The 26,813-nt window shown below is 65.2% G+C and carries 30 protein-coding genes; 14 read left to right on the plus strand and 16 right to left on the minus strand.

Translation table 11 applies throughout. The features are described 5' to 3' along the window. Positions 1-125: 125 nt before the first annotated feature. Genes GGC64_RS07805 through GGC64_RS07815 form a run of 3 tightly spaced genes read left to right on the plus strand, consistent with a single transcriptional unit; the run spans position 126 to position 3,520 of the window. Positions 126-977, plus strand: a complete 852-nt coding sequence (locus tag GGC64_RS07805) for a PRC-barrel domain-containing protein (protein ID WP_192721821.1) — start codon at positions 126-128, stop codon at positions 975-977. Next, a complete protein-coding gene (locus GGC64_RS07810; protein ID WP_192721822.1) occupies positions 974-2,203 on the plus strand; it encodes a divalent metal cation transporter in 1,230 nt (409 codons plus the stop codon). The genes GGC64_RS07805 and GGC64_RS07810 overlap by 4 nt, the downstream gene beginning before the upstream one ends. 30 nt (positions 2,204-2,233) lie before the next feature. Continuing rightward, positions 2,234-3,520 carry a primosomal protein gene (locus tag GGC64_RS07815; RefSeq protein ID WP_192721823.1) on the plus strand — a complete coding sequence of 429 codons (1,287 nt, stop codon included), beginning with the start codon at positions 2,234-2,236 and terminating at the stop codon, positions 3,518-3,520. Positions 3,521-3,524: 4 nt separating this feature from the next. On the opposite strand, the gene GGC64_RS07820 is transcribed toward GGC64_RS07815, so the two are convergent. Genes GGC64_RS07820 through GGC64_RS07840 form a run of 5 tightly spaced genes read right to left on the minus strand, consistent with a single transcriptional unit; the run spans position 3,525 to position 8,940 of the window. Further along, a complete protein-coding gene (locus GGC64_RS07820) occupies positions 3,525-4,355 on the minus strand; it encodes an SDR family NAD(P)-dependent oxidoreductase (RefSeq protein ID WP_192721824.1) in 831 nt (276 codons plus the stop codon). A 1-nt stretch (position 4,356) separates the two neighbouring features. Beyond that, on the minus strand, positions 4,357-5,601 hold the full coding sequence (locus tag GGC64_RS07825; protein ID WP_192721825.1) for an NADH:flavin oxidoreductase/NADH oxidase family protein: 1,245 nt from the start codon (positions 5,599-5,601) through the stop codon (positions 4,357-4,359). Continuing rightward, the gene (locus tag GGC64_RS07830) at positions 5,598-7,064 is read right to left on the minus strand and encodes a class I adenylate-forming enzyme family protein (RefSeq protein WP_192721826.1); all 1,467 of its coding nucleotides are present in this window, start codon (positions 7,062-7,064) and stop codon (positions 5,598-5,600) included. Before GGC64_RS07830 ends, GGC64_RS07825 begins: the two co-directional genes overlap by 4 nt. After that, entirely contained in the window at positions 7,064-7,975 is a 912-nt protein-coding gene (locus GGC64_RS07835) for an alpha/beta fold hydrolase (protein WP_192721827.1), read from the minus strand. The genes GGC64_RS07830 and GGC64_RS07835 overlap by 1 nt, the downstream gene beginning before the upstream one ends. After that, positions 7,975-8,940: an enoyl-CoA hydratase/isomerase family protein gene (locus GGC64_RS07840; RefSeq protein ID WP_192721828.1), complete on the minus strand. Its 966-nt coding sequence runs from the start codon at positions 8,938-8,940 to the stop codon at positions 7,975-7,977. The genes GGC64_RS07835 and GGC64_RS07840 overlap by 1 nt, the downstream gene beginning before the upstream one ends. 74 nt (positions 8,941-9,014) lie before the next feature. Here GGC64_RS07840 and GGC64_RS07845 point away from each other — a divergent pair, with 74 nt between their 5' ends. After that, positions 9,015-9,722, plus strand: a complete 708-nt coding sequence (locus GGC64_RS07845; RefSeq protein WP_192721829.1) for a TetR/AcrR family transcriptional regulator — start codon at positions 9,015-9,017, stop codon at positions 9,720-9,722. Here the strand turns inward: GGC64_RS07845 and GGC64_RS07850 are convergent. Next, positions 9,671-10,606: an SDR family oxidoreductase gene (locus GGC64_RS07850; protein ID WP_225951206.1), complete on the minus strand. Its 936-nt coding sequence runs from the start codon at positions 10,604-10,606 to the stop codon at positions 9,671-9,673. The genes GGC64_RS07845 and GGC64_RS07850 overlap by 52 nt on opposite strands. Further along, positions 10,606-12,114, minus strand: coding sequence for an amidase (locus GGC64_RS07855; protein WP_192721830.1), 1,509 nt, complete (start codon positions 12,112-12,114; stop codon positions 10,606-10,608). The genes GGC64_RS07850 and GGC64_RS07855 overlap by 1 nt, the downstream gene beginning before the upstream one ends. Before the next feature lie 90 nt (positions 12,115-12,204). Between GGC64_RS07855 and GGC64_RS07860 the strand changes: the two genes are divergently transcribed. Then, the gene (locus GGC64_RS07860) at positions 12,205-12,780 is read left to right on the plus strand and encodes a TetR/AcrR family transcriptional regulator (protein WP_192721831.1); all 576 of its coding nucleotides are present in this window, start codon (positions 12,205-12,207) and stop codon (positions 12,778-12,780) included. On the opposite strand, the gene GGC64_RS07865 is transcribed toward GGC64_RS07860, so the two are convergent. Beyond that, positions 12,777-13,346 (minus strand): TetR/AcrR family transcriptional regulator, encoded by a 570-nt coding sequence (locus tag GGC64_RS07865; protein WP_192721832.1) that lies wholly within the window; start codon positions 13,344-13,346, stop codon positions 12,777-12,779. The genes GGC64_RS07860 and GGC64_RS07865 overlap by 4 nt on opposite strands. A gap of 90 nt (positions 13,347-13,436) precedes the next feature. On the opposite strand from GGC64_RS07865, the gene GGC64_RS07870 reads away from it, so the two are divergent. Together GGC64_RS07870 and GGC64_RS07875 are read left to right on the plus strand one after the other, a co-directional pair. Beyond that, positions 13,437-13,838, plus strand: a complete 402-nt coding sequence (locus tag GGC64_RS07870) for a DUF4345 domain-containing protein (protein WP_192721833.1) — start codon at positions 13,437-13,439, stop codon at positions 13,836-13,838. Between the two features lie 4 nt (positions 13,839-13,842). Beyond that, entirely contained in the window at positions 13,843-14,682 is an 840-nt protein-coding gene (locus GGC64_RS07875) for an SDR family oxidoreductase (RefSeq protein ID WP_192721834.1), read from the plus strand. Positions 14,683-14,685: 3 nt separating this feature from the next. On the opposite strand, the gene GGC64_RS07880 is transcribed toward GGC64_RS07875, so the two are convergent. Then, positions 14,686-15,258: a TetR/AcrR family transcriptional regulator gene (locus GGC64_RS07880; RefSeq protein WP_192721835.1), complete on the minus strand. Its 573-nt coding sequence runs from the start codon at positions 15,256-15,258 to the stop codon at positions 14,686-14,688. 95 nt (positions 15,259-15,353) lie between these two features. On the opposite strand from GGC64_RS07880, the gene GGC64_RS07885 reads away from it, so the two are divergent. From GGC64_RS07885 to GGC64_RS07895, 3 genes are read left to right on the plus strand one after another with little or no spacing between them, the layout of a single operon-like run. Further along, the gene (locus GGC64_RS07885) at positions 15,354-16,265 is read left to right on the plus strand and encodes an alpha/beta fold hydrolase (protein ID WP_225951207.1); all 912 of its coding nucleotides are present in this window, start codon (positions 15,354-15,356) and stop codon (positions 16,263-16,265) included. Continuing rightward, on the plus strand, positions 16,262-16,954 hold the full coding sequence (locus GGC64_RS07890) for an SDR family oxidoreductase (RefSeq protein WP_192721836.1): 693 nt from the start codon (positions 16,262-16,264) through the stop codon (positions 16,952-16,954). Before GGC64_RS07885 ends, GGC64_RS07890 begins: the two co-directional genes overlap by 4 nt. Beyond that, a complete protein-coding gene (locus GGC64_RS07895) occupies positions 16,951-17,952 on the plus strand; it encodes an NADP-dependent oxidoreductase (protein WP_192721837.1) in 1,002 nt (333 codons plus the stop codon). Before GGC64_RS07890 ends, GGC64_RS07895 begins: the two co-directional genes overlap by 4 nt. A 7-nt stretch (positions 17,953-17,959) precedes the next feature. Here GGC64_RS07895 and GGC64_RS07900 read toward each other — a convergent pair whose 3' ends face one another. Beyond that, positions 17,960-18,304 carry a VOC family protein gene (locus tag GGC64_RS07900; protein ID WP_192721838.1) on the minus strand — a complete coding sequence of 115 codons (345 nt, stop codon included), beginning with the start codon at positions 18,302-18,304 and terminating at the stop codon, positions 17,960-17,962. 53 nt (positions 18,305-18,357) lie between these two features. Here GGC64_RS07900 and GGC64_RS07905 point away from each other — a divergent pair, with 53 nt between their 5' ends. Then, a complete protein-coding gene (locus tag GGC64_RS07905; RefSeq protein ID WP_192721839.1) occupies positions 18,358-19,170 on the plus strand; it encodes an alpha/beta fold hydrolase in 813 nt (270 codons plus the stop codon). 10 nt (positions 19,171-19,180) lie between these two features. Here the strand turns inward: GGC64_RS07905 and GGC64_RS07910 are convergent, their stop codons facing one another. The 6 genes from GGC64_RS07910 to GGC64_RS07935 form a co-directional block, all read right to left on the minus strand. Then, positions 19,181-19,939, minus strand: a complete 759-nt coding sequence (locus GGC64_RS07910; RefSeq protein ID WP_192721840.1) for an SDR family oxidoreductase — start codon at positions 19,937-19,939, stop codon at positions 19,181-19,183. Further along, entirely contained in the window at positions 19,936-20,292 is a 357-nt protein-coding gene (locus GGC64_RS07915) for a darcynin family protein (protein WP_192721841.1), read from the minus strand. Before GGC64_RS07915 ends, GGC64_RS07910 begins: the two co-directional genes overlap by 4 nt. 184 nt (positions 20,293-20,476) lie before the next feature. Further along, positions 20,477-21,565 carry an adenosine deaminase gene (locus GGC64_RS07920; protein WP_192721842.1) on the minus strand — a complete coding sequence of 363 codons (1,089 nt, stop codon included), beginning with the start codon at positions 21,563-21,565 and terminating at the stop codon, positions 20,477-20,479. Further along, positions 21,562-22,863: a thymidine phosphorylase gene (locus GGC64_RS07925; RefSeq protein WP_192721843.1), complete on the minus strand. Its 1,302-nt coding sequence runs from the start codon at positions 22,861-22,863 to the stop codon at positions 21,562-21,564. The genes GGC64_RS07920 and GGC64_RS07925 overlap by 4 nt, the downstream gene beginning before the upstream one ends. Before the next feature lie 37 nt (positions 22,864-22,900). Next, positions 22,901-23,389 (minus strand): DUF2231 domain-containing protein, encoded by a 489-nt coding sequence (locus GGC64_RS07930; RefSeq protein WP_192721844.1) that lies wholly within the window; start codon positions 23,387-23,389, stop codon positions 22,901-22,903. 79 nt (positions 23,390-23,468) lie between these two features. Next, the gene (locus GGC64_RS07935) at positions 23,469-23,894 is read right to left on the minus strand and encodes a cytidine deaminase (RefSeq protein ID WP_192721845.1); all 426 of its coding nucleotides are present in this window, start codon (positions 23,892-23,894) and stop codon (positions 23,469-23,471) included. A gap of 241 nt (positions 23,895-24,135) precedes the next feature. Between GGC64_RS07935 and sdhC the strand changes: the two genes are divergently transcribed. Genes sdhC through sdhA form a run of 3 tightly spaced genes read left to right on the plus strand, consistent with a single transcriptional unit; the run spans position 24,136 to position 26,812 of the window. Next, complete coding sequence (sdhC, locus tag GGC64_RS07940) at positions 24,136-24,564, plus strand: succinate dehydrogenase, cytochrome b556 subunit (RefSeq protein WP_192721846.1); 429 nt, start codon at positions 24,136-24,138, stop codon at positions 24,562-24,564. Continuing rightward, on the plus strand, positions 24,561-25,043 hold the full coding sequence (locus tag GGC64_RS07945; protein ID WP_192721847.1) for a succinate dehydrogenase hydrophobic membrane anchor subunit: 483 nt from the start codon (positions 24,561-24,563) through the stop codon (positions 25,041-25,043). The genes sdhC and GGC64_RS07945 overlap by 4 nt, the downstream gene beginning before the upstream one ends. Before the next feature lie 14 nt (positions 25,044-25,057). After that, a complete protein-coding gene (gene sdhA / locus GGC64_RS07950; RefSeq protein WP_192721848.1) occupies positions 25,058-26,812 on the plus strand; it encodes a succinate dehydrogenase flavoprotein subunit in 1,755 nt (584 codons plus the stop codon). The last annotated feature ends 1 nt before the right edge of the window (position 26,813 follow it).

The following is a 26,813-nucleotide window of genomic DNA, read 5'->3' on the forward strand; positions in this document are numbered from 1 at the left end:
GCTGTCGACCTCAAACCCCCTCAAAGAGTAGGACGACAAACGTCCAGCCATCCTCGGTTTAAGACCTGGCGACCTCGTTGCTCGCAAGAGCGCCGCGCCGGGGGCGCATCAGGCATGCTGCTGAAGTGCTGCTGCTCAGTCGGATTGTCGGTCAGGACGTCCGCGGTCCGGATGAGCAGTCGCTTGGCCGCCTCGTCGACCTGACCGTCAGCCTTGCTGAGCAGAACGGTCCGACGCTCGTTGACCGGATCCTGGTGCGACGCGGCGGGGCTCGCGACTTGCTTGTTCCGTGGACCGCGATGGGGTCGTATCGGCACGGCAGCGTCACGCTTGCCCAGGATCCGGACGCGTTCATCATCCGATCGATCGCTGAAGCCCTCCAACCCGACGAAATCCTATTGGCGCGAGACGTTTTGGATACTCAGGTCGTCGACATCGCGGGTCAGCGGCTGGCTCGTGTCGCCGACGTGGTGCTCACCCACGCCGCCGATGGCCAACTCGAAGTCGTCGGCGCCGAAGTCGGTTTCGGCGCGGTGTTGCGACGGCTGGGCTTGAGCGTAATCGCCTCCCGTACCCGCGCCGACGCCGTCGCCTGGACCGACTTACACCTCACCTCCGAACGCGGTCACGCCGTGCAACTGGCTACGCCTCGCTCCGCCGTGCATCACCTCGACGCGCGCGGCCTAGCGGTCCTGATCAGTCGACTCGACACCGAATCGGCCACCGAAGTGCTGGCGGCCAAGGCACCGGCCGTCGCGGCCGACGTCGTCCGCGTCAGCCATCGCGTAACCGCCGAGCGTGTGCTGCGGGCGTTGCCCGACACCGCGGCCGCCGACATCGTGGCCGCCATGCCCGCCGAACATGCAGCACACTGGCGTACCCGCCTTGCGCATGCCCCGGGGCTGCGCGGACGTCGGCTGCTCCGTTCGCATGTGTGGCCGCGTCGTCGCCACAATCCGCGGGGAGCGAATACGTGAGGCGCAAGGGGCTGACCGTCGGTGCGCTGCTGACGGTGGTGGGCCCTGGCCTGCTCGCCGGATTGTCCGACGACGACCCCGCCGGCATCACGACGTACTCGGTGCTCGGCGCTGACCACGGCTACCAGCTGCTCTGGGTGCTTCTGTTGTCCACGGTCGCGCTCGTGTTGTTCCACGGGCTGGCCGCCCGGATGGGCGTGGTAACCGGCCAGGGCCTGATCGGCCTTGTTCGGCAGCGTTACGGCGTCCGGCTGGGCGGTGCAGTGCTCGCCACACTCGTCGTCGCGAATGTCGGCACGACCTGCGCCGAATTCGCCGGAGTCGCAGCGGGTTTCGAGATCTTCGGCATCACTCGCTATGTGAGCGTGCCCGCCGCTGCGGCCGTCGTCTCGTTGTTGGTGCTGCGCGGCAGCTTTCACCGGGTGGAGCATCTGCTGTTGCTGTTGTCGACAGTCTTCCTCGCCTACGTCGCGTCCGGTTTTCTCGCCCATCCGGACTGGGGCGCCGCGGCCGAAGGCCTGGCTGTGCCGACCATGCCGCTGGACACCGACACGATCGCGATCGTCACCGCCACCGTCGGCACCACGCTCGCGCCGTGGGGCCTGTCGTTCATCCAGTCGTATGCCGTCGACAAGAAGCTGCGCACCGAGGACCTGGCGCTGGAGCGCGTCGACGTGGTGACCGGAGCGGTGCTCACCGGTGTGATCGGCTTCTTCGTGGTCGTGGCCTGCGCGGCGACACTGCACCGCGACGGCCGTTCCATCACCGATGCCGCGGATGCGGCCGTGGCTCTGCAACCACTGGCCGGCGATGCAGCTTCGACGCTGTTCGCGGTGGGGCTGATCGGCGCGGCGCTGTTGGCCGCCTCGCTACTGCCGCTGTCGACGGCGTACTCGGTGTGCGAATACGTTGGCGTCGAGGCCGCACTCGATGACCCCTTTGACGAAGCCAAGACCTTCTACCTGAGTTTTGGTCTTGTCACTGTGCTCGCCGCCGGTGTGGTGCTGATCCCCCACGTCCCGCTGGTGACGATCCTGGTCGCGACTCAGGTGCTCAACGCGGTGCTGCTGATCCCGCTGCTGTTGGCAATGATCGGCATCGGTCGCGACGAGGACCTGATGGGCCGCTTTGCCGTCGGCAGGTCGGGCACCGCGGTATACGGTCTGACCGCTGCGACGGTGGTGCTGTGCGTAGTGGCGCTTGGACTAACGTCCCTGGTGGCTTAGCGGCCAGCTGTCGTCGTTAGGCTGTGCGCCATGGCTGCTGACATCGTGCCGATTCGGCTCGCGCTGACCAAGGGCGACCTGTACACACTGTGGGCTCCACGCTGGCGCGATGAGGGCGACGAGTGGGAGGCGCTCCTCGGTAAAGACGAGGATCTGTATGCCTTCGAGTCGGTCGCCGACCTGGTGGCGTTTGTCAGGACCAACACCGACAACGACCTGGTCGACCATCCGTCCTGGGAGAAGTTGACCCAGGCGAACGCGCACAGCTTCGACCCGCCGGAGGATCGCCAGTACGACCTGGTCAGCCTCCAGGAGTTGGTCGCCGAGAAGCCCAGCGAGGAGACGGTCAAGGAGCTTCATCGCACGCTGGCGATCGTGTCGTCGATCGGGTCGGTTTGTGAGATGCCCGCGGTCACCAAGTTCTTCAACGGCAACCCCGTACTCGGCACGGTCGGCGGCGGCATCGAGGCCTTCGCGGGGCGGCCCGGCCGCAAGCGCTGGGCCGAGATCGAGGCCGTAATCGGCCGCGGCTGGGACAACGCGATCGACGCGATCGACGAGATCGTCACGATCCCCGACGTCGACAAGGCCGCATCGGAGAAGGCCGCGGCGGAACTGGCCGAGCCGGCACCCGAACCCGAGGAGATCGAGGTCGAAGAGACCACCGACTCCGAGGACACAACCGCCGACGAGGCCGACGAGACCGAGGCCGACGTCGAGGAGACCGACGACCTCGCCGACCAGGCCCAAGGCCTGGTGCTCGGCAGCGACGACGACTTCTGGATCAAGGTCGGCATCGACCCCGTGCGGGTGATGACCAGCGCGGGCACCTACTACACCCTGCGGTGCTATCTCGATGACGCGCCGATCTTCTTGGGCCGCAACGGACGCGTCAGCGTCTTCACTTCCGGCGGTGCTCTGGCGCGCTACCTCGCCGACGAGCACGATCATGACTTGTCTGATCTGGCGACCTACGACGACATCCGCACCGCCGCCACCGACGGCTCGCTGCGGGTCAACGTCAGCGACGAAAACGTCTACGTGCTCACGGGCATTGCCGACGACCTCGCCGACGGGCCCGACGCCATCGACCGGGACCAGCTGGAGCTTGCCGTCGAATTCCTCAGGGACGTAGGCGATTACTCCGAGGACACCACAGTCGACGAGACACTGGATGTCGACCAGCCGCTGGGGCGGGTGGTCGCGCATGTGCTGGACCCGGACACCGTGAAGCGCCCGACCCCGCCGTACGCCAAGGCCGTCGAGCAGTGGGAGGCGCTGGAGGCGTTCGTCGAGTCGCGGCTGCGCCAGGAGTAGCGCGCTACCGGTTTTCGAGTTGCGTCAGGGCTCGCCGCACGCCGCTGTCGCTTGCCAGTCTTGCGTCGACGATCGGTCCAGCCACGCCGCGAAGCGCCGCGACCGGTCGCCAGCGGCCAGGGACGGTGATGGAGGTTCGCCTGCGCTCGAGACCGTCGGCGATCGCCGCGGCCGCCGTCTGCGGCTGAATGCGCTTGAGGACGAACTTCGGCATCGCTGCGAGCAGCGCCGTCAGATGCGGGTCTGCGTCCAGGCCCTGGCGGATCATGTCGGTCTCGATGAGGGAGAAGTACGCCGTCATGGCCGACGCACCGTGGCGTGCCAGCTCGACGCCGAGGCCACGGCCCAGTTGCTCGACCGCCGCCTTGCTCATCGCGTACGGGATGGCGCCCGCCCCGTTGATGTAGGCGAACACCGAACTCACCAAGACGATCTGCCCGCGGCTGTCGATCACCGGATCCAGCGTGGCCGATACCGTGTTGACGACACCGTCCACGTTGACGGACATGACGCCGCACACCTGGCCGGGCGTGAGTGTGCGCATCGTGCCACCACGACCGAGCACGCCCGCATTGGCGATCACGACATCGATGCGGCCGTAATGCTCGAGAGTCTGGCGCGTCGCGCGTTGGACCGAATCGAGTTGCGTGACATCGCATTGCAGCGCTCGACCGTGGCTCGGCAGCGACTTGGCAACAGACTGCGCCGCGGTGAGGTCGATGTCCGCGATCACCACCTGTGCGCCGCGCTGAGCCAGTGCCGCGGCGGTGGCCGCACCAAGCCCGCGACCGGCTCCCGTGATCAGCACGACCTTGTCGGAGAGTGAATATCGCATGTCACAGACCGCGCTTGCGTCCGAACGACGCGCGACCGTTGCGCCGCACCATCGCAAGTGTGGTGGCGGTACGGCTCCGGTTCAGATCGGGTGCCAGCCCGGCACCCACCCGGTGGAGTTGGTCTGTGTGCCAGGAAAGTTCGAGGATTCCGTCCAGCGACTTGAGGTCGAGAAACTTGCCCAGCACGCGGCGCAACCCGAAACGCACGCGGTGTGAGGTCAATGTCTCTGCGCGTCCGGCCAGGATCACCTCGGCGGCGTCGGTGGTGGTTACAGTCGGTCGGCCAAGGCCGACGACATCGCACTCGCCTGAGCTGACAGCGTCGGCCATGCCTGCACGGGAACGGAAACCGCCCGTGACCGCCAGCGGGATGTCGCCGACCAGGCTGCGCACCGTGCGGGCGTACTCCAGGAAATAGGCTTCGCGCGCCCTGGTGCTGTCGGCGGCCTTGCCCATCATCGCGGGCTGTTCGTAACTTCCGCCGCTGACCTCGATCAGATCGATACCTTCGCGCGCCAATGCCGCCAGCACGGCACGGGATTCATCCTCGGTGAACCCGCCGCGCTGGAAATCGGCCGAGTTGAGTTTGATACCAACGGCAAAGCCCGGCGACACGCTCGCGCGGATGCGGCGCACGACTTCCAGCACGAAGCGCATCCGGCGCTCGGGGTCACCGCCCCATTCGTCGTTGCGCTGGTTCGACAGCGGCGAAAGGAACTGCGCAACCAGGTAGCCGTGGGCACCATGTATCTGCACACCGTCGAAGCCCGCCGTCTCGCATACTTTCGCCGCCGTTGCGAAGCGCTCGATGATGTCTTCGATCTCGGCAGGTGTCAGCTCGCGCGGCGTCGCCGCACCGGGAAGGCTCAGCGGTACCGGGCTGGGCGCAACGGGTGTGTGTCCAAGCGCGAGCGGGTTCGATTGTCGCCCTGGGTGATTCAGTTGCACCCAGATCGGCACCCCGGCGTCTTTGGTGGACTTCGCCCATCGGGACAGCGCATCGAGGTTGCGCTCGTCCTCGATCACGACGTTGCCCGGCTCACCGAGTTGCGTGCGGTCGACCATCACATTGCCCGTGATGATCAGACCGTATCCGCCCTGACTCCAGGACGTGTAGAGCCGTTCGAGGCGCTCGTCGGGGGCGTTCTGCTTATCCGCAAGCGCTTCGCTCAACGCGGCCTTCATGATTCGATTGGGCAACACCTGCCCGCACGGCAGTGTCAGCGGCTCGTGTAGCGATGTCATAGAGATGTTCCTTCCAGATGGGCGGCCCGCAGCGGCGCCTTGTCGGTCTTGCCAACCGCGTTCTTGGGAATGCCGGCTACGACGGTGATGGAGGTCGGGCGTTTGTAGCCGGCGAGCTTGCGCGCGCACAGTGCTTGCAGCGCTGCAGGATCGACGGTCAGGCCGGGACGTGGCTGGACGTAGGCGGCGACGATCTCGCCCCACTTGTCGTCAGGCACCCCGATCACGGCGGCCTCGAGCACAGTCGGATCGCCCGCCAGGACGTCCTCGATCTCCTTGGGGTAGATGTTCTCCCCGCCGCGGATGATCATGTCTTTGGATCGCCCCACCAGCGTCAGGTATCCGTCGGCGTCCAGATGACCGATATCGCCGGTGTGCAGCCAGCCGTCGACGATGACGCGCACCGTTTCATCGGGCCTGCCGAAATAGCCGCGCATGACATTGGGGCCTGCGATGACGACCTCGCCGTCGACACCCGTGGCTAGCTCGGCCCCGGTTTCGTCGACGATCCGAAGCTGCTGGCCAGGAAAGGCAATTCCCACGGTCCCGGCCCTTCGGGGTCCGGCGATGGGGTTGATGGTGGAAGCACAGGTGCCTTCTGACAACCCGTACCCTTCGATCACCGGAAATCCGTACCGAGACTCGAATCGCGTCAGCAGGTCCGGCGGTGCAGGCGCTGCGCCACAGACGGCGAACCGCACCGACGACGTGTCGGGTGTGACGTGGGCGGGCAACGCGGCGAGCATCGCGAAGATCGTCGGCACCGCACTGAAGAAGGTGGGCCGTTTGTATTCAACTGTGTCGAAGAATGTCTGGGGATCGAACTTGTCGGCGATGACTACGCTGGCGCCTGCCAGCAGCGGCATCAGGACGCTGACCACGATGCCGTTGACATGAAACAGCGGCAGGATCAGCAGACACCGGTCTGCCTGACCGATCTGCAAGGCCCGGCGCCCCATGTCGGCCATCGCATCGATGTTGGCGTGATCCAGCATCACGCCCTTCGGGATCCCTGTCGTGCCGCTGGTGTAGATGAGCAGGGCCAGCCCAGAGGATGCGAGATGGGGCGGCTGAGCCGCGTCGTCGGGTTCGGTACGCAGATCGCCGACGGCGAGCGTGATGACGCCCGCCGGTGCGGGGGCGCCGTCCTCCACCACCAACAGGCGCGCACCGGAGCCGTGCAGTTGCCGAACGACCTCGCTGTCGGTCAGGCTCGGATTGACCGGCGTGACAGTGGCGCCCAGCCGCCATGCCGCGAACAACAGCACCACGAACTCGACCCGGTTCTTGAGCTTGAGGGCCACCACGTCATCGGGACCGATGCCGAGGCTGTTCATGTGAGCTGACGCCGCCAGGACGCGATGCAAGAACGCCGCGTTCGTAAGGGACTGTCGCGGGTCCGCGATCGCGAGACGATTCGGGTCGGCAGCAGCGCGGCGATCGGGTAGCGATGCGAAATTCATTACGACGTACTCACATCCACCGGATGGAGGTGGCGGGTGAGGAAGTCCACTTGGTCACGTACCAGCGTTTCGAAAGCCTCGCCGAGGTAGAACTCGAAGTGGCCGGCGTCATATCGCTTGATCTCACCTCGCGGCGCGGTGCGCGCGTAGCGCAATGTTTGCGCCGGCGGCGTGACGCTGTCGGTGTTGCTGACACAGAAGAGGATTGGAAAGTTGATCTTCTTGGCCGCCCGGCCGGGCCGGTACGCCATGATGGTCGGAGCGACGCGTGCCGCCGCCTCGTTGCGGAACGTCATGCGGGGCGGCAGCAGCGCCTGATAGCCGGGCAGAGCGTCCGGGGCGTTCATCAGGGCCACCGAACCTGGGGCGCCTGCGAGTGGGATCGTCACCGGGGCGCGGCCGCGGACCTTGGCGGCAAGGTCCCGCGCGACCAACGGCAACGCCTTCAGTGAGGCACCCGGTCCGAGCGCCAGCGCTGAGGCAACACCGTCGGTGAATGGACACTGGGAAACCGCTGCCCGTAGTTCTGGGTGGCGCGACGCGACCGTGATAGCGTGACCACCGCCAAAGCTGCTACCCCACACCGCGATTCGCGTGCTGTCTACGTCGCGACGATCCTTCACCCACGCGATGGCGGCGTCCCAGTCGGCGAGCTGCCGCTTGATCGAAAGCAATTGGCGCGGTTGGCCGCCGCTGTCGCCGAAGTGCCGATACGTGAAGGCCAACGCGGCGATGCCAGCCTTGGCGAAACGTTCGGCGAAGGCGTCCAGACGCATCTCGCGCGTGGCACCGAGGCCGTGCCCGAGGATGACGACCGGCGGGGAGGTGACCCCGTTCGGCAGGTAAAGCCAAGCCGCACAGGTGTCTTCGCCGGAACGAAACGAGACGTCGTGTCGCGTGAAGGGGGCCACTATCGGCTCACCGCCCCGTTGGTCGAGCCAACACTGGGCACCCGGCCCGATTCGAGCGCCTCCGCGTAGGTGTCCGGACGGTACAGAGGTAGCTCGCCGGTGGACGCCGTATCGGCGAGGTACTGAAGCATCAATTCCTGGCCCTCCTTGGACTGATCGGTGCCGAGGAACTCGGTGCGCTCCATGTGCAGGCCTTCCGTCAGCGACATCGAACCGCCGAAGTACACCGACCGCTTGATGGCCTCGACCGATCCCTTGGTCCGACGGCCGAAATATTCGGCGAGTTCGACCGCTCGCGGAACGACGTCGTCCGTCGGCACGACCTCATCGACAGCGCCGTTGGCCAGCGCCTGCGCCGGCGTGAACGGCTTGCCCTCGAGGATCGCCACCAACGACTTGTGGGTGCCGATCAGGCGGGTCAGTCGCTGGCTGCCGCCTCCCCCCGGCATGATGCCCAGCAGGACTTCTGGCTGGCCGATGAAGAAGTCACCGTCGGCCATCACACGCAAGTCGCACGCCCAGGCGAACTCCGCGCCCAGACCCAGAGCCGAACCGTTCAGGGCGGCAACGAATATCACCCCGCTCGCATTCATGCGCAAGAAAGTCGCGTGCAGGCGGTCGAGTTGCGCGACACCCCGCATCGGAGTTTTCTGCAGGAGTGGCTCAGGGATGCGGGCGCGGTCTACGCCCCGGGCCAGTCGCAGGGCGGCCGATGCGCCGCGTCGGCCCAACTCAGGAACGGCAGCACCTTCGGCCTGCAGCCACCGCACGTCGGCATGGCTGACGAAGCGCCCGGCGCGCGCGCCGGTGAAAACCACCGCGTGGACGCTCGGATCGCGATCGACGCGGTCTACCAACTCATCAAGCTGGTTCGCGATGTCGACCCCGAACAGGCTGTGCGGCCCACCGTCGACCCGTACCACCAGGACGGCACCGCGGTCCTCGACCTCTAGGCGATTGTTCATTGCAACCCTCCGATAATAACTTCGTTATGGGGTAATATAACGAAGTTATATCCGATTGACAATGGGTGTGGGAGATGACTGCGGTTTCGACCCCTGACGCTGTACCGGAGCGGCTCATTCAAGCGACGGTTCGCCTGCTCGCCGAACAGGGCCCGTCCGCCATCAAGGCGAGAACGGTGGCGGCGGCAACCGGGCTCTCGACGATGGTGGTCTACCACCACTTCGGCGGGATCCCCGAGCTCACCCGCGCCGTGATCGACCACGGCTTCAACGAACTCGACAGGGCGTTCTCGGAACTGCCGGCCTCCGATGACCCGATCGCCGATCTGGCCCTGCAGGGCTTGACGTGTCGGCGCGTGGCCCGCCAGAACCCCCATCTCTATGACCTGATGTTCGGCCTGTCGAGCCGTGCGACGTACCGGCCGCTGACGGACCCCGACGCGCGCTTGAGTGGCCGCTCGCCAGGCTTTCGCGCCGCTTATGCGCACGTCGCAGAATCGTGCCGACGCCTTGTCACCTCGGGCCGAGTCAGAAAACAGGACCATGAGGGCGTCGCGGCTCAGCTGTGGAGTTTCGTGCACGGGTTCATCACTCTCGAACTGGCAGAGACCTTCACCGGGTTCGACGATCCGGTACGCCAAGTGCTCCTGCCGCTCGGCGTGAATCTATCTGTGGGACTTGGTGATACGCGCGAGCGTGCCGAGGCCTCACACGAAAAGGCCGCCCGCATCTACGACTCGATCACGGGGGCCAAAGAATCGGAACCCGCGGCCAAATCATAGGTGCGCTCCACGCCGGGCAGGAGTTGGTCATGCCTGCCCAATGCCGCGACCTCACGCTCGAGAGTCGGCGTCACCTGCGCGGCAAAGCGCCTCATCCACGGCCAGGCGGCGGGTGAATTCAGCGCTGCCTTCGCCCAGTTGGCCACCACGACTGCGCGCGGCACGTACACCCGGCTACGCCGACGCACGAGTCCGTTGACGATCGCGGTGGCTGCCCGGTCGACACTGGTCGTGACATTGCCCGGATAGGGCAACCGTTCCCGAAGTTGTTGGAACGAAGGAAGATCCGCTTCAGCACCGCGCACGAGGTCCGTGTCGATCCACGACGGATGGACCAATCCGACGGTGATGCCGAGGTGGGCCACCTCTTGGCGGTAGGCCAGAGCGAGCATTTCGACTCCGGCCTTGCTCGCCGCGTACGACGCAAGGCCGGCAAGCGGTGTGAAGGATATCGCCGACGCCACCACCGTCGCGTGCCCTCGACTGCGCTCCAAGTGCGGCGTCGCATATTTGAGGGTGCGGAACACGCCGTTCAGGTTGATGTCCAGCACGCGTTCGAACGACGCCTCGTCGGCCTGCCGCACTGTTCCGTATGCAGCGACCCCGGCATTGGCGACGACGAAGTCGATGCCACCCAGGGCCGTTGCGCAAGCGTCTATCGCAGACCGCAATGCGGCGCCGTCGCGCACGTCGGCCTCCCGCCACGACACGCGGCGTCCCAGGTCCTCGGCCAGTGCACGTAACCGATCGGGTTCGAGCCCAATCAGCGCTACGCGAGCGCCGCGGCCCGCGGCAATCCGTGCCACCTTCTCCCCGATGCCGCGCGCGGCCCCGGTGATTACCACCTTGCGGCCGGTGAGGTTTCGACGCATCAGAGGCGACATCACGCGATGCTCATGACCGACGCCCGCTGCTGCGGCGGAATGCGATAGCCGCCAAGCACTTCGGTGAGCAGAGCAGCGAACTCGACGGTGGTGCGGTCTCCCCCGGCAGGACCCATCGCCTGGAGGCCGATGGGCAGACCGGCCGCGTTGGTGGTGATGGGCATCGTGGTCGCCGGCGTACCGGCGATGTTGGCCACGGCGCTCCATTTGGTCTGATCCCAATATGAGCGGGTGACGCCGTCGACGTCGATCGTGCGGCCGAAGCGGTCGTGGTCCTTGTTGTGGTGCCCGGGCGCGGCGGTGGGTGTCACCGGCAGCAGCAGCACGTCGAATTCCTTGAAGAATCCCGCCCAGCGGTACGCGATCTCCCGCCGGGCCGCGTCGCGGAACAACCACGCGCGGTGGCTTTGGATCGTCCCGCGCAGCGCGGCGGCGGCGTCGCCGCGCGGGCTCATCAGCGAGCGCAGGGCAAGGGCACCGGCGAAGCGCGGGCTCATCGTGGACCTGTCTATCGAGAACGCGGCCATGACCAAGCTCAGGAAGAGGTCGTGTGAGGTGGTCAGATCCACCGGGATGCCTGCGGGTTGCTCGACGACCCGCGCGCCGGCGTCTCGCAGCGCTGCGACCGCCTCATCGATGGCTCGGTGAGTGTCGTTGTCGATCGGACAGGCGGGATCGTCGGCCCACACCGCGACCCGGAAGTCCTTGAGCGCGGTGGCCCGCGGCGCGGCGAGGGTGTAGGAGAAACCGCCGTCGGGATTCAGCGGGCCGACGGTGGCGTCCAATGCCGGAATGATGTCGCGAGCGCCACGCACCTGCACACCGGCGCAGGCCATGTCGGCTTCTCCCCAACGCCCGGGGTCGCCAGGCCCGCCAGGAATGTGACCGACCAACGGAACGGACTGCCACGTCGACTTGTGACCGTAGAGACCGCAGAAGTGCGCCGGAATCCGGGTGGAGCCACCGATTTCGGATCCGAAATCGAAGCTGGTAAGCCCGGCGGCGGTCGCCGCGGCACCGCCGCCTGCCGAGCCACCGGAGGTGCGCGAAAGATCCCATGGATTGTTCGTCTTGCCGAACACGGGGTTGCTGGCCTGCACGTCGGCATTGCCGGTGGGCATGTTGGTCTTGCCGAGAATGATTGCGCCGGCGCGGCGAAGGCGTGCGACGGCCTCGGCGTTCTGCGTCGGCACGTAGTCGGCCAGGTCGGGGCGACCGCAGACCGTCCGCATGCCGGCCGTCTCGTAGCTGTCCTTGACGGTGATCGGCAGGCCGTGCAGCGGTCCCAGGCGCTGGCCGTTTGAGCGAGCCCCGTCAGCGTGCTTGGCTGCGCGACGTGCGCCGTCCGCGTCAACGGTGACGACTGCGTTGAGCGCAGCGTTGTGCTCGGTGATGCGGGACAGGTACAGCTCGACCAGCTCAGCGCTGGAGAGGTCCTTCGCGTTCAGCGCGGCCAGCTGTTCGGTCGCGGGCAAGAAGGCGAAATCGTGTGGGGCTGCGGAGGACACAGTCGTCCCTTTCCTTGGCAAAGAATGCGGTATACCGTTCGGTCTACCGCGTAAGTCGGACATTAGTAGACCGACTGGTATATTGCAACCATGCGGGTACGCGATCGACTCACGGCAGCCACGGCCACGCTGATGCAGCGACATGGTGTGGCTGGTACCGGCATCGCCGAAATCCTGGCGACCAGCGGCGTGACACGTCGCTCGATCTATCTCAACTTCCCCGGCGGCAAGGCCGAACTCGTTGCCGCGGCCACCCGTGCCGCCGGAGACGAGATGACGGCGACGGTGCGCGGCTACCTGGACGACCCCGATCCAATCGGGGCCTTCGCCGACATGTGGGGCGAGGTGTTGGTGAGCACGGACTTCGAAGGGGGCTGCCCGATCGTGGCCGCGGCGAGCAGTCGCGACGAATCACCCGAAGGCGCGTCCACCGCCGCGGATGTCTTCGCGGAATGGGGTCAGTTGTTGGCCGATCGGTTGCGGAAGGACGGCATCAATCGCGCTGCCGCCCAGTCGTTGTCGACGACGATCGTCGCCGCGGTCGAAGGAGCCGTCATCCTCTCACGCGCCGCGCGCTCGACGAAGCCTCTCGAGCAGGTGACGAAACACCTCAACGAGTTGATCTCCCAGCACCGTCCGGCTGAATCCCGCGGCAGACGTCGTTAACTCACTGCTTGGTCGAGCAGGGTCTGCACAGCCTTCCGCGCGTGCGTCCAGGGGGTGGGGTCGTCGAGGGACGTCGAAAGTGCAGCAGCGCCTTCGTAAATCAGCCCGAGTTGATTGCCCAGCAGTGTGGGGTTGCCGGCGCCCGCCTGTCGGGCCAGCTTGATCAGGCCCCTGATGTATTTGCGCTTGTGTTCTTGGACGATCTCGTGAATTTCGGGCATGGCGTCGGCAGCCTCGACGGCGGCGTTGTGGAACGGGCAGCCGCGCATCGTCGCGTCCGGTGATGGCGTGGCGAACAGGGCGAGTATGCGCTCGCGGGGGCTTTTGTTCGCGGCCTCCGGTCCCGGGTGGATCGGGTCGCCGACACCTTGCTGGATGCAGCGAAGATACTCCTCGACCACTGCCGTCTTACTCAGAAAGTGTTGGTACAGAGTCCGCTTGGATACTGATGCTTCGCTGGCAAGCCGCTCGACCCCGGTGGCATTGATGCCCTCCCGGTAGAACAAATCGGTGGCGGTGTTCAGGATGCGCTGTCGTGCACCGCGGCCGCCGCGTTGCGTGGTCATGGACAAAGGATACCGATGGGTTTACACCACGCGCAAAGGCGTGTAGCGTCGGCCTCTGTCAGTAAACCGTTCGGTATACCAGGAGTGTTCATGGCGCACAGTGACAGCAGTCGACGAGGATTGCAGCGGACATTAGCCGTGCTCGCTGCCATACCCACGGCCAGCGCGATCAGTGAGATCGTCCATGGCCCGCAGGGTGTTCCGGGCGGTTCTCCGGACGTGGCGCCGACGGTGGACAGCTCTCTGCGATATGCCAACGTGTTCAAACTGGCAGTCGGGCCGGCCATGTGGTCTCAGCTCGGACGTGTCGAGGGCTCTCGGGTCGTGACGTTCGCGCTGTCGACCATTTTCGTCGGTGGTCTCGCACGACTGCGGTCATGGCAGCAGCGCGGGAGGCCGCACCCCTTCACGGTGGGGGCAATAGCACTGGAGACGTTTGGCGTGGCAGGTCTTCTGGCATGGCAGAAGAGCCTTTCATCGAGTGAGGTCTGACGACATGCCTTCAGTACTGGTTACCGGCGCCGGCAGAGGCATCGGGCTTGCGATCACCAAGCACATGAGCGAACGGGGCTGGGACGTGTATGCCACCGCCCGATCCGAAGCGGCCCTACACAGCCTCGATGGCATGCCCCGTGTGCGCGCGGTCGCGCTCGACATCACCGACAGGTCTGCCATTGCGGCGCTTCCCGATCTCCTTCCCGCCGAACTGAACGGCGTCGTCAACAACGCAGGCATCATCCTGAACGGCCCCGTCGAGGGGTTATCCCTCGATGATCTGACACAGCAACTGGACGTCAACGTCATCTCGCAGATCGCGGTTACTCAGGCAGTGCTGCCGAAGATTCGCGCCGCCCGGGGCCGGGTGGTGTTCATGTCATCCGTCAGCGGGTTGATCACCACACCCGGCACCGGCGCCTACAACGCCTCGAAGTACGCAATCGAATCGTTGGGCGACGCACTACGTATGGAGCTGCGTCCGTGGAAGATTCGCGTCTCGCTCATCGAGCCGGGCCCCATTCGCACCGACATGTGGGGCGACGCTGTCGACGACTACGACCGCATGACCAAGCGATTGGCTGACGAGCACCGCGAACTCTATGCCGCGCATCTCGCCGGCAGCCGGAAGCTGTTGGGACGCATGCAGAAACTCGCCGCCGATCCGAAACGAGTCACCAAGGCCGTCGACCACGCGCTGACCTCGCGTCGGCCCAAGCGGCGCTATCTGTTGGACATCGCCAGCCGCGCCCAGAAGGCTGTCGTGACGATCACGCCCACCGCGGTCACCGACACGATCTTTGCAGCGGCGACGACGTCGAAATCGCCCGCCACAGCCTGATTCTCAGCCCGCGCGCCCTATCGCCTGGTCGATCAGGGCCTCGGCCGCAACGCGGGCGCGCGCCCACGGCGCCGGATTGTTGAGCGAGGTGGACAATCCTGATGCACCCTCGTAGAGCACTGCGATCTGATTGCCCAACATCTCCGGATCGGCAGCACCCGCCTGTCGTGCCAGCTCATTGAGGCCATCTATGTAGTCCCGCTTGTGCAGGTGAACGATGTGCTCGACGCCGGGCAACGCTCCCGCCGCCTCGACGGCCGCGTTGTGAAATGGACAGCCCCGCATCCGACCGTTCTCGGAGTCCGAGAGCTCGAACAAGGCGAGCAGTCGCGCACGTGGCGTCCCCGCCGTCGACTCCCCGGCCTCTTGCCGGAGGCGCTGCAGGTACTCCTCCACCAAGGCTGCCTTGCTCGGAAAGTGCCGGTAAAGCGTTCGTTTGGACACCGACGCCCTACTCGCGATCCGTTCGACACCGGTCGCGTTGATGCCCTCGAAATAGAACAGCTCTGAAGCCGCCGTCAGGATCCGCGCACGCGCCCCGCGGCCCCCGCGACCGCTCTGGGTGAGTGACGTCATAGTTCCAAGTATACCGATTGGTTTACACAGGTGCGAACAGCGTGTTACGGTCAACCGCAGGAAGTACACCAAACGGTTTACCAAAGGAAGCGATCATGGCAGGCAAACGAACCACCCGGCACGACCCCACAAGTCATCTGCACGAGGCACGCAGCCGTTGGGGCGGCACGTCGTACAAGAACGCGCCGACGAAATCCGTTTCCGTGGACGGAACCAAGTTCGTCTACCGTGAACTGGGCATCGACACCGGCGTACCGGTGATCTTCCTAAATCATCTGGCCGCCAATCTCGACAACTGGGACCCCCGCGTCGTCGACGGCATCGCGGCCAAGCACCGGGTGATCACCTTCGACAACCGCGGACTGGGGGCCTCGGAGGGCGAGACGCCCGACACCGTCGAAGCGATGGCACACGACGCGGTGGCGTTCATTCGCGCGCTGGGCTTCACCCAGGTCGACCTGCTCGGCTTCTCGCTCGGCGGCATGGTCGCACAGGTGATCGCGGCCCAAGAGCAGGCACTTGTTCGCAAGGTCATTCTCGCGGGCACCGGCCCCGCGGGAGGTGAAGGCATCGTCAACGTGACGAAGTTGAGCTACCTCGACACCCTGCACGCCTACGCCACTTTCAAAGACCCCAAGGAACTGCTGTTCTTCACCAGAACGGCGCACGGCAAGTCGGAGGCAAAGGCATTCGTCAAACGGCTCAAGGAACGCACCACTGACCGCGACAAGGCGACCTCGATCCGGGCATTCCGCACTCAGCTCAAGGCCATTCACGCGTTCGGGTTGGCGAAGCCGGCCGACCTGTCACGCATTCAACAACCCGTGCTGGTGGCCAACGGCGACGACGACCGCATGGTGCCGACCAGCAACTCCTACGACCTGGCTCACCGTCTCCCCAATGCGACGCTGCGCATCTATCCAGACGCCGGACACGGCGGCATCTTCCAAGCCCACGAACGCTTCGTCCCCGAAGCGCTCGAATTCCTGGGATCGACGATCTCATGACCTCGCTGACCGGTCAGACGGTGTTGGTCACCGGAGCCAACCGTGGCATGGGCCGCGAATACGTTGTGCAGCTTCTCGATCGGGGTGTCGCCAAGGTGTATGCGGCCGCGCGCGACCCACAGACAATCGACGTCGCGGACCCGCGCGTAGTTCCGCTACAACTCGATGTCACCGACGCCGCGTCCGTGGCCAGGGCGTCCGACGCGGCGTCCGATGTCAGCGTTCTGGTCAACAACGCCGGCATCGCCAGGGGCGCCTCCGTCCTTCACAGCGACACCTCCCAACTGCGCGAAGAGATGGAGACGAACCTGTTCGGACCACTGGCATTGGCATCGGCTTTCGCCGACCGGATTGCCGAGAGGTCGGGCGCAATCGTCAACGTCGCGTCGGTTCTCGCATGGCTGCCCGTCGGCGCCAGCTATGGGGTGACGAAGGCCGCGCTGTGGAGCGCCACTGACTCGATGCGGCTTGAACTCGGGCCGCGTGGCGTGCAAGTGGTCGGCGTTTACGTCGGACTGGTGGACACCGATATGGGCGCGTTTGCGGATAGCCCCAAGTCCGATCCCGCCGACGTGGTCCGTCAGGTCCTCGACGGAATCGAGTCCGGCGCCGACGAAGTGCTGGCCGACGAAATGACTCTCGTCGTTCGCGCCCAACTGAACAAACCGATCCGCGAGCGTGTGGCATGAAGGCATTCGCCATCGACCGCTACAAGAGCAAGGACGGCGGCCGAATCGTCGACTTGGCGCAGCCGGAGGTCGGCGACAACGACGTACTGGTCCAAATCCATGCCGCGGGCGTCAACCTGGTCGACGTGAAGATCTCAGCCGGAGAATTCAAAATCTTTCTGCCGTACCGCTTTCCGCTCGTTCTAGGCAACGATGTGGCCGGCGTTGTGGTCGAGGTCGGCTCCCGCGTGCGGCGCTTCAAGCCCGGCGACGAGGTCTATGCGCGGCCGGACACCTATCGCATGGGCACCTTCGCGGAGTTCATCGCGATGAGTGAAGACGACGTGGCGATCAAGCCGAAAGAACTCACCATGGCCGAAGCGGCGTCCATTCCCCTGGTGGGCCTGACCGCGTGGCAGGCACTGGTCGAGAAGGCCAACCTGAAGCCAGGGCAAAAGGTTTTCATTCAGGCAGGCACCGGCGGCGTCGGCACATTCGCGATTCAGTTGGCCAAACACCTGGGTGCGACGGTGGCGACAACAGCCAGCGCAGCCAACTTCGGCATGCTCACGAGTCTCGGCGCAGACGTGTTGATCGATTACAAGACAGAGGACTTCGAGACGCGGTTGCACGGTTATGATGTCGTGCTGCACAGTCAAGATGCCAAGACCCTCAACAAGTCGTTACGGGTACTGAAGCCGGGCGGAAAGCTGATCTCCATATCGGGTCCACCCGACCCGGCCTTTGCCGAAGAGATCGGCGCGCGCTGGTTCGTGAAGCCGATCATGAGTGTCTTGAGCTTCGGTGCGCGGCGAAAGGCAAAGCGCCGCAACGTGACCTACTCGTTCTTGTTCATGAAGGCGAACGGCAATCAGTTGAGCCGGATCACCTCTCTCATCGATGAGGGCGTCATACGTCCCATCGTCGACAAGGTATATCCGTTCGAGTCGACCAGAGACGCCCTGGACTACGTCGAAAAGGGCCGCGCCAAAGGCAAGGTCGTCGTCGAGGTGAGGTGATCGCCGGTTACAGCTCGGTCGCCTTCGGATGCCGCGGCTCGTAGAGGCCGAGGTCGCCGCCGCCGGGCAGCCGGATGCTGGTCAACAGGCCCCACCCCTGATCGCTCAGGGGACCGCAGTTGACGCCCTTGGCTTTGAGCTTGTCGACCGTGGCGTTGACGTCGTCGCACATCAGATAGAGCTCATGCGACGGCGCGTCGGCGGGATGCACGGCAGCCTCGGCGGGCGGCAACTTGAAGATCAGCCACCCACCGCCGGCGTCGACGTGCGGGTAGTCAAGGACGTCGCGGAAGAACGCACGATCGGCATCGGCGTCGCGGCTGTAGATGATGACATGAGCGCCAGTGATCATGGCGCCACGGTACGTCGCGATGATTTTGCGGCCCAGCAGCGGTCTGCACCGGTATGACCCTGCCTATCGCCACTCGTTCTCTGTCCGTCCCCGGCGCCCGCCTGCACTATGAGATCCGCGGAGCCGGTCCTCTGCTCCTCGTCATCGGCTCTCCGATGGCATCTGCGGAGTTCGCGCCGCTGGCCGAAGCGCTGGCCGGCGACCACACCGTCGTCACCTACGATCCCCGCGGCTATGCGAACAGCCCGGTCGACGACCCCGCGGCCGCGTCTGGTGTCGAGCAGCGCGCCGACGACGTCGCGGCGATCCTGGACGACCTCGATGCCGAATCGGCCGACCTCTTCGGCTCCAGCGGCGGGGCGGTGACCGGCCTGGCACTCGTGACGCGGCATCCGGGGCGGCTGCGCACGGTCGTCGCGCACGAACCGCCGCTGCTGGAATTGCTGCCGGATGTCGCCGAGCAGCGCGCGAACACCGAGGCGATCCTCGACACCTTCCATCGCGACGGGTTCGGCGCGGCCTGGATGCACTTCATGCGCAACGCCGGATTCGATGTGTCTGCAGGCGATGCGCCGTCGGGTCCGGCCGAACCGTCCGAGGACGAGGTGCGCCAGGCCGCGCGGTTCTTCGAGATCGACCTTTTTCCGACGACGCGATACCTGCCCGACATCGACGCGCTGAAGGACAGCACGACGCGCGTCGTCGTCGGCATCGGCGTCGACTCCGGTCGATTGCTCACCTACCGGACATCGGTGGCGCTGTGTGAACGGCTCGGTGTCGCGCCGGTCGAGTTCCCCGGCGATCATGGTGGATTCATGGGCGCGCCCACAGAATTCGCCGAGACGCTGCGGAGTGTGCTGCGCTAGCCGAGAGGACTTACAAGCATTGCCCGCCTGATGCCTCTATCCGTTGGGCAGTGATCCAATTCGCCGACATACCGGTGACTGCACATATTGCACCGGCGATATCGGCGGGCTCACCGACGCGGCCAAACGCGTGGTTGGAAGTAACCATGGCGCGGTAGGCGTCGTCGTCGCGGATCATCCCGCCACCGAAATCGGTCGCAGTCGCCCCTGGCGCAACAGCATTGACTGTGATTGCTCGCTCGCCGAGGACTTTGGCGGCGTACTTGGTGTAGACCTCGATGGCTCCCTTCATGGATGCGTAGACGGAGTACACGGGGTTGGCCACATACCGGGTGAGCCCCGTGGAGAGGAACACGATGCGGCCGCCGTCACGAAGATGAGGCGTAAGCAGCTCTGTCAGCAGAATCGGACCCTTGACATGCGCGCTGTACAGCGCATCCATTGTGACGGCATCGGTTTCGCCGAAAGGTGTTCGGCCTTCGAATCCCGCGTTGTTGATCAGGATGTCGAACTTTGGTTCTGACGACATTTCGCGGAGCGCAACGAGCAGGTTGTCGCGGAACTCGCCAAACCTGTCGTGTTTAGCGGATTCCAGTCGCAGAGCAGTCGCGCTGCGCCCGCGGTTGCGTACGCCGTTCACCACAGCCTCTGCCTCCTCGGGGTGGGAGCGGTACGTGATGATGACGTCTGTGCCGCTGTCGGCGAGCACCTCTGCTGCCGCGCGACCGATACCACGGTTTCCTCCAGTGATGAGGGCAATTCGTGTCACGCGACTGCGTCCCTGCCGTAGTTGTCGGCATAGGCGTTCAGAACGCCCGGCAGGATTTCGACAATCGTGAAATAACGGTCCCACAAGGGGGTTTCGCGTAACTCCTCGACCACCAGCTCATACTCATGCGGAGCGGAGGTCTCCCACATCCAAGTGTCCGTAACGCGCGCAGTGTAGAACTCGGTGTCATACCAACGAAATTGGACAGTCGGGTGCCGATCGAGTGCCGATTGCAAGTGTTTGACCACTTCGTCGTATCGTTGCTCAACCGACATCGCCAACCACTCTGGGTTGGTCTTCACCAACATGAACACCGTCAGTGCCGTTCGCGGCTCACCCAGGTTTTCAGACATGATCTCGCTCCCTTGATCGATCGTTTTCAACGACGAAGAGAAACGAAAAACAGGTCAACGAATCTCTTCGCTGACCTGTGAGGTTGTCACCACCGCACGCTTTACCGCGTGCACAGTCAAGGTAACCGCAGATGCTGGAGACGTCAACAGCTGTCGAAAATCCGCCTCGTCACGAAAGATCGAACTAGCCGACGAGGACCGCGTAGCGCGGTTTGATCACGTCGTCGATGATCGACAGCCGCTCGTCGAACGAGATGAACGCCGACTTCATCGCGTTGATGGTGAACCGCTGCAGATCTGTCCAGCCGTAGCCGAACGCCTCGACGAGGCGCAGCATCTCCTGGCTCATGGTGGTGTCGCTCATCAACCGGTTGTCGGTGTTGACCGTCACGCGAAAACGCAAGCGGGCCAACAGATCGAACGGGTGCTCGGCGATGCTGCCGACGGCCCCGGTCTGCACATTCGACGACGGACACATCTCGAACGGAATCCGCTTGTCGCGCAACAGCGCTGCCAGCCTGCCGAGCTGCGCGGTGCCGTCTGAGCCGACGGTGATGTCGTCGACGATCCGCACGCCATGGCCCAGTCGATCGGCGCCGCAGAACGCGATGGCCTCATGAATCGACGGCAGCCCGAATGCCTCACCGGCGTGAATCGTGAAGCGCGCGTTGTTGCCTCGCATGTATTCGAACGCGTCGAGATGCCGTGTCGGCGGGTAGCCGGCCTCGGCGCCGGCGATGTCGAACCCGACGACACCCTTGTCCCGGAATCGGATGGCCAGCTCGGCGATCTCGCGTGACCGCGCGGCATGCCGCATCGCGGTGACCAGACACCGCACGGTGATGCCGCGACCCTCGGCGCTGGCGGCCTTCTCACCATCCGCGAACCCCGCCAGTACGGCGTCCACGACCGCGTCCAGCGACAACCCCCGATCGATGTGCAGTTCCGGCGCGAACCGGATTTCGGCGTACACGACGTTGTCAGCCGCCAGGTCCTCCACACATTCGTAGGCGACACGGAACAGTGCCTCCGGCGTCTGCATCACCCCCACGGTGTGCGCGAACGGTTCGAGATAACGCACCAGCGACCCGCTGTGTGCGGCCGTGCGGAACCACGCGGCGAGCTCATCGATGCCAGTGGCTGGCAGCTCGTCATACCCGTTGGTTTCGGCGAGCTCGAGCACCGTGGCAGGCCGCAGCCCGCCGTCGAGGTGATCGTGCAGCAGCGCCTTCGGCGCTCGCCGGATCGAATCAAGGGTCAGCGGGGTGGTCACGGAACGATCCGATCGATGATCAGCGGACGGTGAGGCGGCGCGCTATCGCCGACAGACCATGCGCCGTCCAGTTCTGCCATCGCGACCTCGAACCGTTCCGGAGTGTCGGTGTAGAGGGTGAACAACGCTTCACCTGCGGCGACGGCTTCGCCAGGACGCCGATGGATACGCAGCCCCGCTCCAAACTGAACCCGCTCACCCGGGACGGAGCGGCCCGCCCCGAGCCGCCACACCGTCAGTCCCACCGCCATCGCGTCGATGCTTTCCATCGTGCCATCGCGCGGCGCCGAGATGGTCTCGGAATATGCACCGATCGGCAGCGGTCGGGACAAGTCGCCGCCCTGCGCGGCGACGAGCGCGCGAAACCGGTCCATCGCCGAGCCGTCCTTCAGCGTCTGCGCGGGATCGGTCCCATCGAGTCCCGCGGCGTCGAGCATCTCGGTGGCCAGTGCCAGCGTCAGCTCGACCACATCAGCCGGGCCTCCACCGGCGAGCACCTCCAGCGACTCCTCGACCTCGACGGCATTGCCGACGGTGCGGCCCAGCGGCGTCTCCATGTCCGTCAGCAGCGCACGGGTGTTCAGACCCTCGGCGGCGCCCAGCTCCACCATCGTGCGGGCCAGCTCACGTGACTCGGCCTCGGTCTGAAGGAACGCTCCGCTGCCGACCTTGCTGTCGAGCACCAGTGCCCGGGTGCCCTCCGCGATCTTCTTGCTCATCACGGAACTGGCGATCAACGGCAGCGACTCGGTGGTCGCGGTGACGTCGCGCAACGCATAGATCTTCCGATCCGCGGGCGCCAGCTCACCCGCCGCGAAGATCGCGGCACCGAGATCGCAAAGTTGTTGCCGTATTTGGCCTTTCGAGATCTCGGCGGTGAATCCCGCGATGGACTCCAGCTTGTCGAGAGTGCCGCCGGTGTGACCGAGACCGCGCCCGGCAGCCTGCGGCACCGCTCCCCCACACGCCATCACGACCGGAACGAGCGGAATGGTGATCTTGTCGCCGACGCCGCCCGTGGAATGCTTGTCCACCAACGCCAATGGCTTGCCGTCACGCCGCAGGTCCGTAAAGTCCATCCGCTCACCGGAGTCCACCATCGCAGCCGTCCAACGGGCGATCTCGGCACCGGTCATCCCCCGCAGGAAGATGGCCATCAACAACGCCGACATCTGTTCGTCGGCGACGCGGCCATGGGTGTAGCCATCGATCACCCAGTCGATCGCGGCGTCGGACAAGACGCCGCCATCGCGTTTGGTCCGAATAACGGTTGGCGCGTCAAATGCGAACGCGGTCACCGCGGTTACGTTACCGGTGACGGTCGCAGGAATGCCGCTACGCGGGCACCTGCTTATGGCTCAACGAGCTCGGCGCGTCGGGATTGGCGCCCTCGTCGATCCCGATAGCCAGGCGGTCGACCAGCTCGCCTCCCAGCCACGCCGCGACGGCGGCCACCACGACTGCGACGAAGCTGCACGCCAGTGCCAACGGCCTCGGCTCCCAGCCACCTGCATTCCAGCGCAGCAGCCAGCTGATCGCGAACAACACCAGCACGACGACGTTGATCAGCCCATGCAACAGACCAATCCGCTTGGCACGCGTATCGGCGGGGATCTTGAAGAAATCAATCCAGCCGAACGGCGCGGCGAGCAAGCCGCCGATGATGCCGCCGGCGATCGCGTAGGCGGCCGCGATCGTGAATCCAGGCCGGTCCGTGATCAGGTAAATGATGTCGAACACCACGGCTGTGGTCAGCAGCCCGATCGGAAACGGGATCAGCATCGGGTGAACCGGATGTCCCACCAGCTTCGCGCGACTAGTCATGGCCCTCCTTAAGCAAACTCCGTGACAGCCCAGGACTACCCGTCGGCGACCACCTCAAACGGTCTAAATGTGAAGCCGGTCACGGTGTTTCTTCGTGCGCGGACTCGTTGCCGCGGGCCAGGTCCTGCGGTCCGAACGCGTCGGGAAGCAGCACGCTCAACGGTCGCGGCCCCAGCGGATGGTCGATCAGCAGATCGGGTCCGCCGTGCTCGAGAAGCACCTGCCGGCATCGCCCGCACGGCATCAACACCTCGCCCGCCGCGTCCACACACGAAAGCGCAATCAGCCTGCCGCCACCCGAGGAATGCAGGGCACAGACCACAGCACACTCGGCACAGAGACCTAGACCATATGAGACATTTTCCACATTGCAGCCGGCCACCATTCGGTGATCGTCGACCAGCGCTGCCGCCCCGACCGCGAAGCCCGAATACGGTGCATAAGCGTGCGCCGACGCCTCAGTTGCCTTGTGCCGCAACATCTTCCAGTCAATCTCGGATGTCACGTCAATTCCACCGTTCGGATTCTGAATGCATTCCGAAGCCTCCGCTCCACGGCAGGGCCACCTAGATAGGTAACCCTAAGTTTTGCCGTTTTCCGTGCGCCGACGGCTAAACGGTAGTTCGTTTAGCAGTAGAACTGGGTTTAGAGTCGCCCCGAGGTTTGGGCAGGTTCTCAGCCGAGCCGGATGTCGCCGCCGGTACGGCTCCGATGCCCAAGCGTCCACCGATGGCGTTGGAGGCCAGATGAGTACTGCGACACCAGCAAGCCCGGCCGTGCCGGCGCCGCTACCTCACCCGTCGCGCAGACGTTCGCTCTATCGCGGTGATCCCGGCATGTGGTCCTGGGTGCTGCACCGCATCACGGGAGCGACGATCTTCTTCTTCCTGCTCGTCCACGTACTCGACACGGCGCTCGTGCGCGTCAGCCCCGAGGCCTACAACGAAGTCATCAACACCTACAAGACACCGATCGTCGGGCTGATGGAAGTCGGCCTCGTCGCGGCAGTGCTTTACCACGCACTCAACGGGATCCGCGTGATCCTGATCGACTTCTGGCAGCACGGCCCGCGCTACCAGCGGCTGATGTTGTGGATCGTCGCCGGCATCTGGCTGGCCGTGATGATCCCGACGCTCGGCGTCATCGGAATGCACATGGCGGAGCGATTCCTATGACCGAAGCGCCGGGAGCTGCCTGGACACCCCACCACCGCGAAGGCCGACTGGCCCCCGTTCAGGAAAAAGAACACGACCGTCCGGCCAGCCTGGACCATCCCCGCGCGCCGCGACGCCCCAGGGGCATCCCGTACTTCGAGAAGTACGCGTGGCTGTTCATGCGATTCTCGGGCGTCGCGCTGGTCGTGCTGGCGCTCGGCCACCTGTTCATCGGGCTGATCTGGGACAACGGCGTGTATCGGATCGACTTCAACTACGTCGCGCAGCGCTGGGCCTCGCCGTTCTGGCAGATCTGGGACATGGCCCTGCTGTGGCTGGCCATGGTGCACGGCGCCAACGGTATGCGCACCATCATCGGTGACTATGCGCGCAAGAACATCACCAAGTTCTATCTGAATTCGCTGTTGTTGCTGGTGACGGGCTTCACGTTGGTGCTGGGCACCTATGTGCTGGTGACATTCGACGCGAACGTCTCGTGACGGGGAGCTGATCAATGCTGATTGAACATCGCTACGACGTCGTCATCGTCGGAGCAGGCGGCGCGGGTATGCGCGCGGCCGTCGAGGCGGGGCCACGCGTCCGCACCGCGGTGCTGACCAAGCTGTACCCGACGCGCAGCCACACCGGTGCCGCGCAGGGCGGGATGTGCGCGGCGCTGGCCAACGTCGAAGAGGACAACTGGGAGTGGCACACCTTCGACACCGTCAAGGGCGGCGACTACCTCGCCGACCAGGACGCCGTCGAGATCATGTGCAAGGAAGCCATCGACGCGGTGCTCGACCTCGAGAAGATGGGGATGCCGTTCAACCGCACCCCCGAGGGCCGCATCGACCAGCGCCGGTTCGGCGGGCACACCCGCGACCACGGTAAGGCGCCCGTGCGGCGGGCCTGCTATGCCGCCGACCGCACCGGCCACATGATCCTGCAGACGCTGTACCAAAACTGCGTCAAACACGACGTGCAGTTCTTCAACGAGTTCTACGCGCTGGACCTTGCGCTGACCGAGACGGCTGCGGGCCCCGTCGCAACCGGCGTCATCGCTTATGAACTGGCGACGGGCGACATCCACGTCTTCCACGCCAAGGCGATCGTGCTGGCCACCGGCGGCTCAGGCCGGATGTACAAGACCACATCGAACGCGCACACGCTGACCGGCGACGGTCTTGGCATCGTGTTCCGCAAGGGACTTCCGTTGGAGGACATGGAGTTTCACCAGTTCCATCCGACAGGCCTTGCGGGCCTTGGCATCCTGATCTCCGAGGCGGTACGTGGAGAGGGCGGCATCCTGCTCAACAGCGAGGGTGAGCGCTTCATGGAGCGCTACGCGCCGACGATCAAGGACCTGGCGCCCCGCGACATCGTGGCCCGCTCGATGGTGCGCGAGGTGCTCGAAGGCCGCGGCGCTGGCCCGCACAAGGATTACGTGTACATCGACGTGCGCCACCTCGGCGCGGATGTGCTCGAAGCCAAGCTGCCCGACATCACCGAGTTCGCCCGCACCTACCTGGGTGTTGACCCGGTGAAGGAACTGGTGCCCGTCTACCCGACCTGTCACTACGTCATGGGCGGCATCCCGACAACAGTGAGCGGTCAGGTGTTGCGCGACAACACGACACCGCTGCCTGGGCTGTACGCGGCAGGGGAATGCGCCTGTGTGTCGGTGCACGGCGCCAACCGGCTCGGCACCAACTCGCTGCTGGACATCAACGTGTTCGGCCGCCGCGCAGGCATCGCCGCGTCGAATTACGCGATGGGCCACGACCATGTCGACCTGCCGTCCGATCCGGCGGGCATGGTTGTCAGCTGGGTGGGCGACATCCTGTCCGAGCACGGCAACGAGCGCGTCGCCGACATCCGCAGTGCACTGCAGCAGTCGATGGACAACAACGCCGCCGTGTTCCGCACCGAGGAGACGCTGAAGCAGGCGCTGACCGACATTCACGCGCTCAAGGAGCGATATGCCCGAATCACGGTGCACGACAAGGGCAAACGCTACAACAGCGATCTGCTCGAGGCCATCGAGCTCGGCTTCCTGCTCGAGCTCGCCGAGGTGACGGTGGTCGGCGCGCTGAACCGCAAGGAATCCCGCGGCGGGCATGCCCGTGAGGACTACCCGAACCGTGACGACACCAACTACATGCGGCACACCATGGCCTACAAGGAGGGCAGCGAGCTGCTGTCCGACATCCGGCTGGACTACAAGCCGGTCGTGATGACGCGGTACGAGCCGATGGAACGGAAGTACTGAT

Source organism: Mycobacterium sp. OAS707, from assembly GCF_014873705.1.
Classification (GTDB): domain Bacteria; phylum Actinomycetota; class Actinomycetes; order Mycobacteriales; family Mycobacteriaceae; genus Mycobacterium.

Coding starts and splice junctions, on each gene's coding strand:
- GGC64_RS07815 (WP_192721823.1), top strand. CDS start 2,234: ATGGCTGCTGACATCGTGCCGATTCGGCTCGCGCTGACCAAGGGCGAC.
- GGC64_RS07820 (WP_192721824.1), bottom strand. CDS start 4,355: ATGCGATATTCACTCTCCGACAAGGTCGTGCTGATCACGGGAGCCGGT.
- GGC64_RS07825 (WP_192721825.1), bottom strand. CDS start 5,601: ATGACATCGCTACACGAGCCGCTGACACTGCCGTGCGGGCAGGTGTTG.
- GGC64_RS07830 (WP_192721826.1), bottom strand. CDS start 7,064: ATGAATTTCGCATCGCTACCCGATCGCCGCGCTGCTGCCGACCCGAAT.
- GGC64_RS07840 (WP_192721828.1), bottom strand. CDS start 8,940: ATGAACAATCGCCTAGAGGTCGAGGACCGCGGTGCCGTCCTGGTGGTA.
- GGC64_RS07845 (WP_192721829.1), top strand. CDS start 9,015: ATGACTGCGGTTTCGACCCCTGACGCTGTACCGGAGCGGCTCATTCAA.
- GGC64_RS07850 (WP_225951206.1), bottom strand. CDS start 10,606: ATGTCGCCTCTGATGCGTCGAAACCTCACCGGCCGCAAGGTGGTAATC.
- GGC64_RS07860 (WP_192721831.1), top strand. CDS start 12,205: ATGCGGGTACGCGATCGACTCACGGCAGCCACGGCCACGCTGATGCAG.
- GGC64_RS07865 (WP_192721832.1), bottom strand. CDS start 13,346: ATGACCACGCAACGCGGCGGCCGCGGTGCACGACAGCGCATCCTGAAC.
- GGC64_RS07870 (WP_192721833.1), top strand. CDS start 13,437: ATGGCGCACAGTGACAGCAGTCGACGAGGATTGCAGCGGACATTAGCC.
- GGC64_RS07875 (WP_192721834.1), top strand. CDS start 13,843: ATGCCTTCAGTACTGGTTACCGGCGCCGGCAGAGGCATCGGGCTTGCG.
- GGC64_RS07880 (WP_192721835.1), bottom strand. CDS start 15,258: ATGACGTCACTCACCCAGAGCGGTCGCGGGGGCCGCGGGGCGCGTGCG.
- GGC64_RS07885 (WP_225951207.1), top strand. CDS start 15,354: ATGGCAGGCAAACGAACCACCCGGCACGACCCCACAAGTCATCTGCAC.
- GGC64_RS07890 (WP_192721836.1), top strand. CDS start 16,262: ATGACCTCGCTGACCGGTCAGACGGTGTTGGTCACCGGAGCCAACCGT.
- GGC64_RS07895 (WP_192721837.1), top strand. CDS start 16,951: ATGAAGGCATTCGCCATCGACCGCTACAAGAGCAAGGACGGCGGCCGA.
- GGC64_RS07900 (WP_192721838.1), bottom strand. CDS start 18,304: ATGATCACTGGCGCTCATGTCATCATCTACAGCCGCGACGCCGATGCC.
- GGC64_RS07905 (WP_192721839.1), top strand. CDS start 18,358: ATGACCCTGCCTATCGCCACTCGTTCTCTGTCCGTCCCCGGCGCCCGC.
- GGC64_RS07915 (WP_192721841.1), bottom strand. CDS start 20,292: ATGTCTGAAAACCTGGGTGAGCCGCGAACGGCACTGACGGTGTTCATG.
- GGC64_RS07930 (WP_192721844.1), bottom strand. CDS start 23,389: ATGACTAGTCGCGCGAAGCTGGTGGGACATCCGGTTCACCCGATGCTG.
- sdhC (WP_192721846.1), top strand. CDS start 24,136: ATGAGTACTGCGACACCAGCAAGCCCGGCCGTGCCGGCGCCGCTACCT.
- GGC64_RS07945 (WP_192721847.1), top strand. CDS start 24,561: ATGACCGAAGCGCCGGGAGCTGCCTGGACACCCCACCACCGCGAAGGC.
- sdhA (WP_192721848.1), top strand. CDS start 25,058: ATGCTGATTGAACATCGCTACGACGTCGTCATCGTCGGAGCAGGCGGC.